Origin of the sequence: Candidatus Accumulibacter cognatus (genome assembly GCF_000584975.1) — a bacterium.
Lineage (GTDB): Bacteria > Pseudomonadota > Gammaproteobacteria > Burkholderiales > Rhodocyclaceae > Accumulibacter > Accumulibacter cognatus.
In genome coordinates this window covers 17,239-29,627 of the sequence record NZ_JDST02000070.1, presented here as the reverse complement: position 1 = coordinate 29,627, position 12,389 = coordinate 17,239, and the positions used below count along the sequence as shown (strand labels likewise).

Here is a 12,389-nt window from a genome sequence, read left to right as displayed (position 1 = left end):
GTTACCTATTTCAGTATACCTTGCCGTTCGTGTGGCTCCGCTTCGTTTCGGAAGCGAGCACGCGCTTGACGTCCGCCGAGATCCAATAAACCGTCTGCAGCTTGACCGTGCCTCTGGGCGCACGGCCCCAGCCGTTGCCCTCGACCCGGAAGGCTTCGAACGTGCCCGCCGGCACCGTGATCTGCTCGCGACCGACGACCCTGAAGTCAAACTCCATGTCGCTGCTGAATCCATGGGGCGTCACGGCACGAAAGCGCGTCGACCAACGTTTGCCGACTGCGTATTCCTGAATGAAAAACTGTGCGCCCGTATATTGCCACCCCGGCGGCCGCTTGATGAAGTTGCCGAACAGGTCGGTCACCAATACGCCACCATTGAAACGCACCTCGGTATCGGTAATTTCGCTCACTCGGTTGGTGAAGGTGCGCAGTTCGAGCTTCGTGAAAAGGTCGATCTCGCGGTAACTCCAACTCTCGCCGACCTTGAAGCGCGTGTCGACACGCGCACTTCCCTTGCTGAACGGGTTATCCTTCGCCACCTTGATCGTGATCGCTTTCTCGCCCCTTGCCTTCAGCACCTGGTCGAGCCTGAACTGCGCCAGTTCTGAAAACTTCCCGCTCGGATACTTGCGCAGATAATCCTCGAATGGCACCGGATCTGTAGACTCCTTGATCGCTTCCCAGATTGCGAGTTCTTCGTCGAAGATTCTCTCCAGTTCGATTTCGGAGAGATCCCTGATGTGCTGCGGCGGCAAAAAATAGAAATCGTCCTCGAGCGATGTGCTCTCCCACGGAATCTGCTGCCCTGCCGACTGGCGCCGGACAGCCAGGCGCACGCGCTTGAGCACGTCTTCGATCTTCGCCTCCGGCACCTTCATCTCGCGTAGCAGGTTCTCGGTATACAACCCGTTGTTGCCTTCGCCGTCGCCAGCGGTGTTGCCGGGGGCAGTTGCATAAGCCAGCAACGAGCCTGGCGGTGCATCAAACTGGCTGAGGCCCTTGTGCTCGATCGGCAGCCGGGTGCCGAACGGGTTATCGCGACAGGCGTCGAGCATGATGATGTTCATCGGGTTCTTCGCCCGAGTCATTCCCACGAGCAGGGAATTCAGCTCAATGGTCTTCGTCTGCATGTCTTCGAGCTTCTCGATCACGGCGTCGACGGGAATCAGGTAGTTTCGCCACGCGAGCTGCGCACCGTGGCCGGCGTAGTAGAAGATGCCGACGCCCCTGCTTTTTGCCAGCTCGGTGCTGAACGCGCCGATCGCCTCGACCATCTGCCCCCGACCAGCGTCGAGCTGCAAGCTGACCTTGAAGCCGGTCCGCTGCAGCTCATCGGCAATCGCTTTGGCGTCGTTGGCGGGATTCTTCAGCGGCGCTTGAACGTACTTCGTGTTGCCAATGACCAACGCCAACCGCGGTAGCGCGTTCAACATCGATGGTGTCGCCGCACGCGCCAGCGACAGCGGCAACATCGAGACGCCTGCTAGCGCACCGGCCTGCTTCAGCCACAGCCGACGCGCCGCGCCGCCAACAGTATCTGGATCGGGTGACCGGGGAATGTTCAGGTTCATCAAGCCTCCTCTGCAAGCGCGGCGTGGTCGTCAATCGCCTTCGTAGGCGCCGCGACGCGATTCTATCCCGCGTGCTGCCAGCGGTCATGCTGGTTATCGGTCCATTGCCCCGCCATGCGAGCACCGCGCGCCCGATCTCCCCGGCGCATCGCCGCCGTAGATGCATGTAGCGCGGGCGTCGGTCCAGGCGCGGACGATCGGGCAGTCGAGCATGCAGCAGTTGCAGACAGGCTTCAAGCACCTCGATATCGCCCTTGTCCGCATACCGCTTGCCAAAGATCCGCTCTGCAAAAGAGGTGGCCCGGTTTGTCTCGACAGAAAATCTGCTTTGATAAGTGGAGCCCTGCCGGTTGTGGTCAGGTGACCGGTGTGGCGCTTGGTTTTGTGGCGAAGCCGCTAGGGCGATAGGCACATTCAGCGCCGTTCGCTTGATCCTGATGGGTGTCTGGCGCGATTCGTCGCAGCCATGATTTGAAGAAACGGGCGTGATCAGCGACTGCAAGCAGACGTAGAGTGTCAAAACCGGCGGCTGGCGCCGCCATGGATTCGTTCATGGATTCGTTTACTCGCTTGACACTGGCCGGCTAATGGGTGTTCCCGAGTGATGCCGCAGCAGGGTTGTTGGCCAACTTAGCCAGGACGAGCTAAACTGCACTTCACACAGGCGGAGTTGAACAAGGAGCCAAAAATGCAATACAACATGCTCGAAGCCAAGAGCCAACTGTCCAAACTGGTGCAGGCCGCGCTGGCGGGCGAGGATGTGATCATCGCCAACAAAGGCGTTCCCGTCGTCAGGCTGGTCAAGGTCGGCGCGCAGCAACGCGCACGCCGGCCCGGTGCCTGGGCCGGTTTGCCAAGAGCCGAAGCGGATTGGGACACGCCGGAGACCAATGCAGCCATTGCCGACGCACTCACCAGTGACCAATCACCATGAAGCGCTACCTGCTCGACACCCACCTGATCTACTGGTGGATGACAGCAGACGCGCGCGTGGGGCAAACGACGCAAAGCGTCCTCGAACAGTCGGAGATCGTTGTCAGCGTCGCCAGCGTCTGGGAAATGGCCCTGAAAAATGCCAAAGGCAAACTCCCACTGCCACCGGGCTCGATCACGGAAGCACTCGAAGCACAGGGTTTTCTCCTGCTGCCGATCCTGCCGCGCCACATCGAAGCCGTGCGCATTCTCGCTTGCGCACACGCCGACCCATTTGATCGCCTTCTCATCGCCCAGGCACAGGATGAGCGATTGACTTTGCTGACACGCGATGCGGCCATACTGGGGTTGGGTCTTGATGGCGTCGCCAGTGGATGACGAGAAGAGCGGGGCCGCCTCTCGCTGGCATGGTGGCGTTGTACGCCTGCGCAGTTAGGCGGTGTGCAGTTCCTCGCGCAGCACTTTGCGCAGCGTCGCCACGGTAATGGGCTTGTCCTCGGCGTCTTGGCTCGCCGCATCGGCAACTACCGCGCGCAATGCCGTGTTGATCAGGGTTTGGTATCCCGCCCCTAGCGCCTCTGCCCGTGCTCGAAAAAACTCGATGACTTCGTCGTCAAGCATGATCGTGATGCGGGTCTTCCCCGTGGATGAGATGACGGCCCCCCCCGCTTGCCATTGCTGAAATCGTATTCCTTACGCATGGTATTGCTCCGCTTCCCCTTTGCTGGCCTTGCGCGCAGAGATCAACCGGATTCGGCTCTCGCGCGGTAAATGGACGACGACCATGACCCGTCCGAGTGCGTCCTTGCCCAGCGTGACGAAGCGCTGTTCTCCCTCTGCGTCAGGATCCTCGATGGTGATAGCCATCGGGTCACGGAGGGCCTGTTCGGCATGGGCGAAGCTGACCTGGGCCTGGCCAGGTTGGACCTGGCCTTGGATGGGTCGAATTCGATGTCCATCGAGGCATTATGCATATCGTCAATCGGGTGGATTGGCCTGGTCACAGGAGGCTGACATGAAGACGTTCGATCGCATCACCAGGGATCCCGCGATGTTGGGTGGCCAGCCGACGGTGCGCGGCATGCGGCTCACGGTCAGGCGGGTAGTGGAAGCCGTAGCGCTATACCCAAATCGGGACGACCTGTTTGCCGAATATCCCGAACTCGAACCGGAAGACGTCCGTCAGGCGCTGGAGTTCGCCGCGCAGAACCTCGATGACCGGGTGATCGCTTTGGAGCTGGCTTGATCCGGCTGCTGCTGGACCAGGGGCTGGCAAGAGAAATGGGTTCGCCCTATTGACCAAGGCCGGCTAATGGGCGACGCCGCTCTTGTGGTTGGCGAAGACCAGACCCCGACAGACAAGGATATGGGGCTAATGGGTGACCCCATCCGTACGGGGCAAATTGTTCTGGGCAGTGTGTGTGTGCAACACGAGGTGCTAGACTATCCGGCGTTCATTTCTGGAGGTCGCGGCCATGGCAGGTACAATGCAGTTGACGGCAATCATCGAACGTGAGAGGGCCGAGTACGTCTCCATCTGCCCGGAACTGGACATCGCCAGTCAAGGGGCCACGATCGAAAAGGCACGCGACAATCTGCAGGAGGCGATAGAGCTGTTTTTCGAGACGGCCGATTCCTCCGAGATCGCCACCCGCCTCCATGATGAGGTGTTCGTCACCCGGCTTGAGGTCGCGGTTGGTTAGGCTTCGCGTCTTCTCCGGAAGTGACTTGTGTCGGCTGCTCGGCGACCACGGTTTCGAAGTGGTCAGGCAGCGTGGCAGCCACGCGGTCATGCAGAAGCGGACAGCAGGCACCACCGTAACGGTCCCGTCCCGCTGCACGACGAAATCCGCATCGGGACGCTTCAATCCATCATCCGCCAGTCAGGCCTGCCCAAGTCTCTGTTCGAGCAAGGTTGAGCATTCAGGCTTGAGGAGAAAGCGATTGGTCTTCGTATCTCCAGTGCCGAAAGGACACGGGGCAAGCCATCGAACTGTTACGAGGGTGGCGGCGGGTACCGTGGATCGGTCAAGAAAACGTGGTCTGACCCCTATTTCCCCCCATCCGGGGTTAACGTTTACACTCAGTGCCCACTATTTGAATGCTATTTGTTTTCCTCTAAGGGGTCTGGCCCCTTTGTTCATTCTCCTTTGTTCCTTCTATCCTTTCCAAGGAGGCTTCACTATGAGCGACAACGTCGACAATCTGGATCTTGAGCACTTGCGCGCCTTGCGGGGTGGACAGGACCGCATCGAAAGCGAGTTGCGGGAGGTCGCCGCCCGGCTTACTAGCCTGGAAGCGAGCACTGCCGCTGGCCGACGCGATAGCTCGCACAACTACGAGGAAATCATCCGGCAACAGTCAAGTATCGATCAGATCAAGGCGCGAATTGACCGGATTGAAAGACGGCTGGAAATCGCGGGTTGAGAAATCACCGAACCGGCAAAAGAAAACCTGATTCTGCTCACGCACCTGCGTAAGGCAAAGGGAAAGACCCCGGATTTGCTGCTACTGCAGCGGCGGGTTTTTCGCTACTTTTCGTAGAAATGCGAGTCCGACCCCTATTTCCGTGACCCCTATTTCCGACATGCGCAGGAATGCGCTACCGGAGAATTAGTTCAGAAACAAGACTTGACCCCGCCGCCGCATTGGGCCAGCGCTCCGGTAAAGAATCGTGGTCCGTCCCAATTCTCTGTGCTAAAAAAGGTGTGGCCGCAGATCTTGTCAGATCTTGTGGTTGGCAAAAAACAAGACCTGACCCCCTTCTGCACGGGGCAAGCCATCGAACTGTTACGAGGGTGGTGGCGGGCACCGTGGATCGGTCAAGAAAACGTGGTCTGACCCCTATTTGACCTTTCAATCAAGCAAATATGCTTGAGAATCTAGCGAACGTGCTTTACCATATCAAGCGCCAATAGCCCATATTCGAGCATGAAAGCGTTGATTTCTCCTTACAAATTCGGCAACATGGTCACATTCGAATCCCTCCACATGACGGAGATGCTGGATATGACCGAGAAACTGGACGGCTTCGCGCAGCGGCTCAAGGAGCTGCGCAAGCAGAAGAACCTGTCGCAGACCGACCTGGGCTAACTGGCCGGGCTGCATTACACCCACATCGGCCGCTTCGAGCGCGGCACCTCGCGCCCGTCGGGCGATACCTTGAAACGCTTGGCCGACGCCCTGGGTGTGACCAGCGACTATCTACTCGATGGCGCCGCCGACGAAGCGGCCAAGGCGCGCTTCGAGGATCGGGAATTGCTCAAGCAGTTCCAGGAGGTGGAGCAACTGCCCGACGACGACAAGAATGTGATCAAGAAGCTGCTCGATGCCTTCCTGACCAAGAAACACCTGCAGGCGCTGGCGCGCTGACGGCAACCGGGGTTCGACGATGAATGCGACTGTGGAACAGGCTTTGATCTCGAAGCTGAGGACGCTTTCGCCGCAGCAGGTGGCGGAGGTGGAGGACTTCGTGGAATTCCTCGCCGGGAAGGCGAGGAAGCGCACGGCACTGGATCGGCTGCTGGCGATTGCGCCAGCGCTGGAAGCGGCCGGCGTGGTGCCGATGACGGAAGAGGAAATCGCGGCCGAAGTGAAGGCCGCACGCGCGGAACGCCGGGCGCGGCAACAGGCGAAGGGTTCGGGTGCGGATCGTTCTTGATACCAACGTGGTGCTGTCGGCGCTGTTGTGGCGCGGCACGCCTTAGCAGTTGCTCGATGCGATCCGAAGCCGCGGCGAGGCCAGGCTTTTCACCAGCCCGGCCCTGCTCGATGAATTGGCCGACGTGCTCACGCGGCCCTCGGCGACCAAGCGGCTGGCGATCATCGGCAGGATGGTGCGCGAGGTTCTGGCCGATTACGTCGAGGCGATGGAAGTCGTCGAACCGGAACATGTCCCCCGCGTGGTGCCCGACGATGCCGACGACGATCAGGTCATCGCCGCAGCCCTCGCGGCGGGTACCGGTTGGATCGTGTCGGGCGATGCCGATCTCTTGACCCTGGGCAGCTACCAGAATATCCCGATCCTCTCCGCCGCCCAGGCGGTGCAGAGAATCGCCGGATAGACGATGGCATCATGGGCCGCCGCGTGCAGGTGCGCGAGCATGCGCGCCGCGCGCAGCGGGTTCTGCTGATATTTGACGATCAGTTCGAGGGCAAGACGGTTCCAGGGCAGCGACGCTGGCCCGCTTGCCCACGTCTGGACGAGCGCCTGATCCGTGAAACGCTGTCGGATCGGATCACCGGCCGCCATCGTCAGCGGCGGCAAGGGGGCGATTGCCGGCAGGCTGAGGTCACCGGCGTCGGAGCTCTCGGGCAGCCACTTCGGCCAATGGCTCGGGTCGGTCAGCGGACCACCGGAATCCTCGCCGCGAGGCAGTTCCTCCGCCAGGCCAGCGACGCTGAATAGCAGGAGGCATAGGACACCAGCACCAGCACCGGCGAGCGCGCGGATCAAACCCACCAGGGTGAGCCTCCGTCAGCCGAAAGGCTTTACGCCGATCAGCCAGGCATGGCCGTAGAAGGCAAAGCCCAGCCAGCCGACGAGGCCAATGCCGAACACCAGCGCATCGCTGGCCCAGCCACGCACCGGGTAGGTCCGTCCGGCAATCCGGTCGCGGCGGCGCAAGGAGACGAAACTCGCCACGGCCCAGACGAGAAAGGCGCCGAACAGGGTCGCGTCGGCCAGGCTGCCGTTGGCCAGCAGATGTGCCAATGCCCAGAGCTTGACACCAGCGACCATCGGATGGCCGACCTTTGCCTGCAGGTGGCTGCCGGGCACGAAGGCGGCGACCAGCAGAATGAACGCCGGCAGGGTCAACAGGGCGGCCAGGTGGCGAATCCCCCGCGGCGCCAGCCAGAGGACCGGGGAATCCACGTGTGCCAGGCCATAACCCCAGATGGTCAGCGCCAACCCGAGCGCCGAGGCGAGCGAGAAAACGCCTTTCCAGCGCATTTCGCCGAGCCGGGCGAGTTGAGCATCGCGCCAGTCGCCGGCGACGATGCGTAGCGAATGAGCACCGAGGAAAACGATCAGTCCGATGACGAGATAGCTCATGACGGTCTACCCGGCCTGCGATGACGCAGTTTCTCATACGGCGCATCCAGGTTCGCATGCGGTTGCTGCGCGAGAGGGCGGTTGGCGCTGACCAGACCCAGTTCATGGCGAACGTCGTCGATCACCGCATCAGCCTCGCGAATCGATTGCTGCATGGTCGCGGCGAGCGCTTGATTCTCGATGCGGTCGATGAGTGCTTGTCCGCCAGCGATCACGCGGCCCACGCGGTTCTTGAGAGAATCGGCCATGTCAGGCTCCTTCTGGAAGTCAGGGTTGAGGAAATGCTCGCGCTCAGCGCAGGCTTCGCGGCCCTGCGCAATGATCGCGTCGACCTTGCGCCGGGCCGGCCAGTCAGCGAGGCCGATGGCCAGCGGGGTCGGCAAGAACGGGCGCAGGTCGGTCAATGAGCTACGCAGCATTTGAAGAAAAATTCACCATGGCGGCGAACATGCTTCGATTCGCATCGACGTTTCCAGCGTGTTCCAGGTATGCAGCGGCGGCAGTTCGAGCCGCCGCTGACACTTCCGCGAATCTTGCCGCGTCCCAGCTTACGGCTTCGTTCAGGGCGGCGACAAAGGATTCTGGCCGAGAAAGCGGGATCTCCCAGCCGTACCCCTTTTCCTGCAAGCCTCGCCAGGGGGTGGCATCGCTGATCAGGATCGCGCAACCGGCCGCCATGGCTTCAAGAATGACGTGCCCGAAGTTCTCGCCCAGCGTCGGAAACAGAAAGAGGTGGTATTTGCCCAGCATGGTGACGACATCCTTCGACTCGATGGGCCCCTTCTGGATGACCTGCAAAGTCGTCGGTGCGGTCTCGATGATCGCCTGGCATTCATGCCAATAGGCCTGGTCTTCGAGCGGCCCCCAGATATCGAAGGCGATGCTTCCGGAAGCCTCCGAGAGAACCTTGAGCGCGTAGTGCAGGTTCTTCTTGCGCGCCACTCTCGACAGGAAGGCCACCCGCAATTGACCGGACTGTTTCTCCGGCAGGGGATTGGCGACCCCCCCTGGGTTCGTTGAAAGATTCCCGGCCACGAAAAACCGACCCGGCCCACGCCTGCTATCCGGAGGCAACGGAAAATACGCCGAAATCTCCGATTGCTCACGCGGCGTTGAGGCGTGCCAGCAGACCCGATCGTAGTACCCCATCAATCTTGCGACTGCCAGGTAGCACTGCTTCTTCCTTCGTTTCAGGTTCAATGCTCCGGGCGAGAATTCGCCACGCGGAGCGAGCAGCACCGGAGTCTTGTTCCGAAGCATTCCCAGTGCCAGCAGAACCTTGATCGTGTGACTGGAGAAAAAACTGTTGAGGTACACACACGACCAGTTTCCGGAAAGCAACTTCATCAGGTCGTTCCATGGCGGCAGGCCCGAGTCGGTATAAAACACATGACCCTTGCCAACCTTCACCCATTCTCCAAGTTTTATTCCTTCGTATCGCTGCAACTCACCCAAATCCTTGGCCGAGGTCACCACGTAAAACGAAAAATCATCCCCCAGCATTTCGACGATGCTGGCAATGCTCTTGATCGGACCTCCCGCCTTGTAGCCGGGAAGATAATAATCACTGAAGACAAGAATCCTGCGTTTCATATTGCAAATGTCGTTTCCGTTCATGGATCGAAGCGAAAGGATTGCACAGGCCTTACACCAAGCGGGCGAATCTTCCACTCCTCCGGTAGCGCAGCATGACCCCGCAAAACATCCAGGCGATCAGGAAACTGGTCAGAAACTGGGCGAGTCGCAGATTCGTCAACTGGAAATTGAGAAGGACCATCAAGAAAACATAAAGGCTGAAAAAGGTTCTTCTCGACATCATGAACGAATATGAGGAACGGATGATCATTCCCAGGATGAACATGCCGATCACCACACCCAATAACCCGGCACTCGCGTAGCCAATACCGATGGTTTCCGGTGGTGTGGAGGAAGGGTACATTTTCCAGAACGGCGTTGGCGGGATCACGTTCCATCCCTCCATCAAGCTCCGGATATAAACGCCATCATCGACTGGTGGCTTATCGGGAAAGAGGGTACTTGGTATCGGAGCATACAGTAGATCGATATACGAGCGCCCCCACCAGTAGTCATTCTGATCGAAATGCTTGATGATGAACATATAGGTATCGACATAACTCAACTGGATCACAAAGATGTTGACGTTGTCCAGCACATCCGCCAAAAGCTCACCTGGGCGATTCATATAATACTCGAGAGCATCGCCCTGTCTGAGCAGCAGAACGCTGACGAAATAAAATGCCACGAAAAAACCCAATGCAATATGAGAGGGTTTGACCGAATATATTTTCCTGATGCTATAGTGCCAGGTCAACAACAGCATCAGCAGCAGATGCAGAAGATGCTTCCTGCCTCCGAAAACAGTATAACTGATCGCCGCAATGACAAAAAATAGTGCCAAACAGATTTTCTTCCCGATACCATTGCCGTACTGAAATGAATAGGCCATCAAAAGTACGCTGAAGGCGAGCATGGCGTTGGCCGCGGTCGATAAATAGCCGAGGCCGGCGGTGAGACTGGTGCGGTCGCCCAGGTTCAGAAGCAAAAACTCCAACCCGCCAACAAGCTGCACCTGCACGATCCACAGGGCCATGCCAAGCAGAAGAGCGATCACGGCAGCCCTCAGGACCGTGCCCTCCGACAGGGCTGACACCCTGGGCATACCGGCGGACGACACCCAGCCAAACGACAGCCGTCCGGCAGTCAGATATCCCGCGAAAACGCACAGATACGCGACCCCTTGAACAAAGGTATATTTCAGGAACAAATCATTGAACTCGTTGTAGCGAATATGCTGGGCAACTGGCGGATACATGACCGAAGGGTCGAAGGAGAGCAGCAGCAGATACGGAACCGTCGTCACGAAGCTCAGTATCGAATAGGTTCGCAGCGGAGCAAAAATCCCCTGGCCACGCTCGATTGCCCAGGGGATCAGCAGGAATCCGGTCATGACCATGATCGCGAGAAACCTCTCAATCATTGCCAAGCCTGCGAATCACCCGTGCGGGATTGCCAGCCACCACGACATGTGGATCAATGGATTTTGTCACCACGGAAGCAGCGGCAACGACGCTCCCCTCGCCAATGCTGCTGCAGTTTTCCATGATGAGGGCGTGCGCGCCGATCCACACCTTGGGGCCGATTGTTTTAGGGATGCCTTTTGGAATGGAGTGCGGGTCTGTTCCGTGGGTGTGCGAGTAAATGGTCGCGCCTTCCGAGATCAACGAGTGTTCCCTGATCAACACGCCACCGGTATGATCGATTTTGACCCCTCGATTGATCTGCACCCGATCCTCAAGGCAAAGATTTCCGTCAATGGTCTCCGAGACAAGGGTGGCGTCACGGCAGATCAGACAATTCTCACCGACAGCGACCTGCCTTGGGTTCTCTATCGAAACTCCCATCTCGACAAGGGAATTGCGGCCCAGGCGCAACACATGCAGCTTCCACCACCAGGTGTTTATTTTATTCCCGATCCTCTTCATGATCCGGAATGGCAGGCGGACAAGCGCGAGGAAGATACCGCTTCTCCGCAACAGGTAGGATATTGACATTCAGCCCATGCCTTTCCGGAGCGTCATGAAGAGCAAACCCAGAGACGCAGCCAATCTTGCTCCCATGCCTATCGCCAACGCCCATGCGATGCCATTGATTCCGCCTTCGCGCCCCAACCCGGCAACGGCGATACAAACGGCTGAAATGGCCAGCCAGTTTGCCAGCAACTGGTGTCCGAACCGACGGGCAGCGTTCAGCATGCACCCTGTCAGGCCGGCAGCGTACCATAAAATACTGGCCAGCATGACGATCACGAAGCACGGCTGATACGCGATGTATGGCTCGCCATAAATGAAGCCCAGCAATTGCTCGCCATAAAAAACCGATACCATCAGGCCACACACTCCGACACCCGAACCCAACAGGACCGACGTCAAACCAACCCGACAAAATTCCGACCATTCGTTATTCGCAAAATGTCGGGCCATCCGCGGAGTTGCCGCATTTCCCAAGGCGCCGGCAACGGTTCCTCCGGCCACCATCAGATAAGCAATGGCGGAGAAGTACCCCAATTTTTCGAGGCCAAAAAAATACTCGACTGCGTAGCGGGTGATGTTCGGTGTCAATGAATCAAGAAGTGCAACGAAACCCAGCGGATAAACGACCTTGAGCAAACCAGCGCATTGCGAAAAACGGAATCGATGTCCGGTTCCGGTCGCCGAAATATTTCTCAGCTTACGTGCGTCGAAAACCACCAGGATTGTCAGCCAAACCGACAAGACCACTCCGAGCGATTCCGTCAGAGACCCGAGGTAGACATAAGCAGGTACCAGCAGCAAGACCGTACTGACCCCCCGCAGGATTAATGATTGGGAAATCAGGTCATTGCGCTCGTTCTTCTGGAAAAATCCGTAACAGACATCACTCAGTGACTCCACCGATTTCATTAGTGAAACCATGAAGATGGCGATCAGTACATCGCTTTCGGTCCTGTACAGGAAAAAGGACGCAAATGAAATGATCAGCACAGCAGCGGTGCTGGAACAGACCCGCAACGCTAAATAGTCCTGAATATTGAATTGATGTTTCTGATCGGTGGCAATGGCCACCCGCAAATTCATGCCCAAAAAAAGCATCACCGGCGCAGAAATGGCCAGGGCAAGCGAATAAATGCCGACGTCCCGAGCATTTCCCAAACGGGCGATAATGATTAGCATCATCCATTGACACAACGCATAAACGATGTTGCCGACAAGACTCCATGAGAAGTTCTTCCGCAAGGAATTAGCCATTCACGCCCCGATCACAAGAAGGCCC

At 58.4% G+C, this 12,389-nt stretch carries 16 protein-coding genes and 2 pseudogenes; 9 read left to right on the top strand and 9 right to left on the bottom strand.

The features are described from left to right. Positions 1-10 precede the first annotated feature (10 nt). Positions 11-1,570: a caspase family protein gene (locus AW06_RS20685; RefSeq protein WP_273704690.1), complete on the bottom strand. Its 1,560-nt coding sequence runs from the start codon at positions 1,568-1,570 to the stop codon at positions 11-13. A 688-nt stretch (positions 1,571-2,258) separates the two neighbouring features. Between AW06_RS20685 and AW06_RS13615 the strand changes: the two genes are divergently transcribed. Then, positions 2,259-2,504 (top strand): type II toxin-antitoxin system prevent-host-death family antitoxin, encoded by a 246-nt coding sequence (locus AW06_RS13615; protein ID WP_034951074.1) that lies wholly within the window; start codon positions 2,259-2,261, stop codon positions 2,502-2,504. Continuing rightward, the gene (locus AW06_RS13610) at positions 2,501-2,881 is read left to right on the top strand and encodes a type II toxin-antitoxin system VapC family toxin (protein ID WP_034951072.1); all 381 of its coding nucleotides are present in this window, start codon (positions 2,501-2,503) and stop codon (positions 2,879-2,881) included. The genes AW06_RS13615 and AW06_RS13610 overlap by 4 nt, the downstream gene beginning before the upstream one ends. A 54-nt stretch (positions 2,882-2,935) precedes the next feature. Here the strand turns inward: AW06_RS13610 and AW06_RS13605 are convergent. Together AW06_RS13605 and AW06_RS21480 are read right to left on the bottom strand one after the other, a co-directional pair. Then, positions 2,936-3,204, bottom strand: a pseudogene (locus tag AW06_RS13605) (BrnA antitoxin family protein). After that, positions 3,197-3,370, bottom strand: coding sequence for a BrnT family toxin (locus AW06_RS21480; RefSeq protein ID WP_337958789.1), 174 nt, complete (start codon positions 3,368-3,370; stop codon positions 3,197-3,199). The pseudogene AW06_RS13605 and the gene AW06_RS21480 overlap by 8 nt, the downstream one beginning before the upstream one ends. A gap of 148 nt (positions 3,371-3,518) precedes the next feature. Here AW06_RS21480 and AW06_RS13595 point away from each other — a divergent pair, with 148 nt between their 5' ends. The 6 genes and pseudogenes from AW06_RS13595 (at position 3,519) to AW06_RS13570 (ending at position 6,567) form a co-directional block, all read left to right on the top strand. Continuing rightward, the gene (locus AW06_RS13595; RefSeq protein ID WP_034951067.1) at positions 3,519-3,749 is read left to right on the top strand and encodes a DUF433 domain-containing protein; all 231 of its coding nucleotides are present in this window, start codon (positions 3,519-3,521) and stop codon (positions 3,747-3,749) included. A 229-nt stretch (positions 3,750-3,978) separates the two neighbouring features. Further along, entirely contained in the window at positions 3,979-4,206 is a 228-nt protein-coding gene (locus AW06_RS13590) for a type II toxin-antitoxin system HicB family antitoxin (protein WP_034951066.1), read from the top strand. A gap of 481 nt (positions 4,207-4,687) precedes the next feature. After that, on the top strand, positions 4,688-4,930 hold the full coding sequence (locus AW06_RS13585) for a hypothetical protein (RefSeq protein ID WP_034951064.1): 243 nt from the start codon (positions 4,688-4,690) through the stop codon (positions 4,928-4,930). Positions 4,931-5,503: 573 nt separating this feature from the next. Continuing rightward, positions 5,504-5,875: pseudogene (locus AW06_RS13580) on the top strand (helix-turn-helix transcriptional regulator). A gap of 19 nt (positions 5,876-5,894) precedes the next feature. Beyond that, positions 5,895-6,164 (top strand): hypothetical protein, encoded by a 270-nt coding sequence (locus AW06_RS13575; RefSeq protein ID WP_034951062.1) that lies wholly within the window; start codon positions 5,895-5,897, stop codon positions 6,162-6,164. Positions 6,165-6,213: 49 nt separating this feature from the next. Continuing rightward, a complete protein-coding gene (locus tag AW06_RS13570) occupies positions 6,214-6,567 on the top strand; it encodes a putative toxin-antitoxin system toxin component, PIN family (RefSeq protein ID WP_273704689.1) in 354 nt (117 codons plus the stop codon). Here AW06_RS13570 and AW06_RS13565 read toward each other — a convergent pair. From AW06_RS13565 to AW06_RS13545, 5 genes are read right to left on the bottom strand one after another with little or no spacing between them, the layout of a single operon-like run. Then, positions 6,510-6,965, bottom strand: coding sequence for a hypothetical protein (locus AW06_RS13565; protein WP_034951061.1), 456 nt, complete (start codon positions 6,963-6,965; stop codon positions 6,510-6,512). The two genes, AW06_RS13570 and AW06_RS13565, sit on opposite strands and share 58 nt — an antisense overlap. A gap of 15 nt (positions 6,966-6,980) precedes the next feature. Then, positions 6,981-7,559 (bottom strand): NnrU family protein, encoded by a 579-nt coding sequence (locus AW06_RS13560; protein ID WP_034951059.1) that lies wholly within the window; start codon positions 7,557-7,559, stop codon positions 6,981-6,983. Further along, a complete protein-coding gene (locus AW06_RS20670; RefSeq protein WP_273704688.1) occupies positions 7,556-7,963 on the bottom strand; it encodes a hypothetical protein in 408 nt (135 codons plus the stop codon). Before AW06_RS20670 ends, AW06_RS13560 begins: the two co-directional genes overlap by 4 nt. A 4-nt stretch (positions 7,964-7,967) precedes the next feature. After that, on the bottom strand, positions 7,968-9,152 hold the full coding sequence (locus tag AW06_RS13550) for a glycosyltransferase (RefSeq protein ID WP_273704687.1): 1,185 nt from the start codon (positions 9,150-9,152) through the stop codon (positions 7,968-7,970). Positions 9,153-9,204: 52 nt separating this feature from the next. After that, positions 9,205-10,533: a hypothetical protein gene (locus AW06_RS13545; protein WP_273704686.1), complete on the bottom strand. Its 1,329-nt coding sequence runs from the start codon at positions 10,531-10,533 to the stop codon at positions 9,205-9,207. Between AW06_RS13545 and AW06_RS20665 the strand changes: the two genes are divergently transcribed. Then, on the top strand, positions 10,526-11,128 hold the full coding sequence (locus tag AW06_RS20665) for a hypothetical protein (protein WP_273704685.1): 603 nt from the start codon (positions 10,526-10,528) through the stop codon (positions 11,126-11,128). The genes AW06_RS13545 and AW06_RS20665 overlap by 8 nt on opposite strands. A 3-nt stretch (positions 11,129-11,131) precedes the next feature. Here the strand turns inward: AW06_RS20665 and AW06_RS13535 are convergent, their stop codons facing one another. Continuing rightward, positions 11,132-12,364: an oligosaccharide flippase family protein gene (locus AW06_RS13535; protein WP_273704684.1), complete on the bottom strand. Its 1,233-nt coding sequence runs from the start codon at positions 12,362-12,364 to the stop codon at positions 11,132-11,134. Positions 12,365-12,389 lie beyond the last annotated feature (25 nt).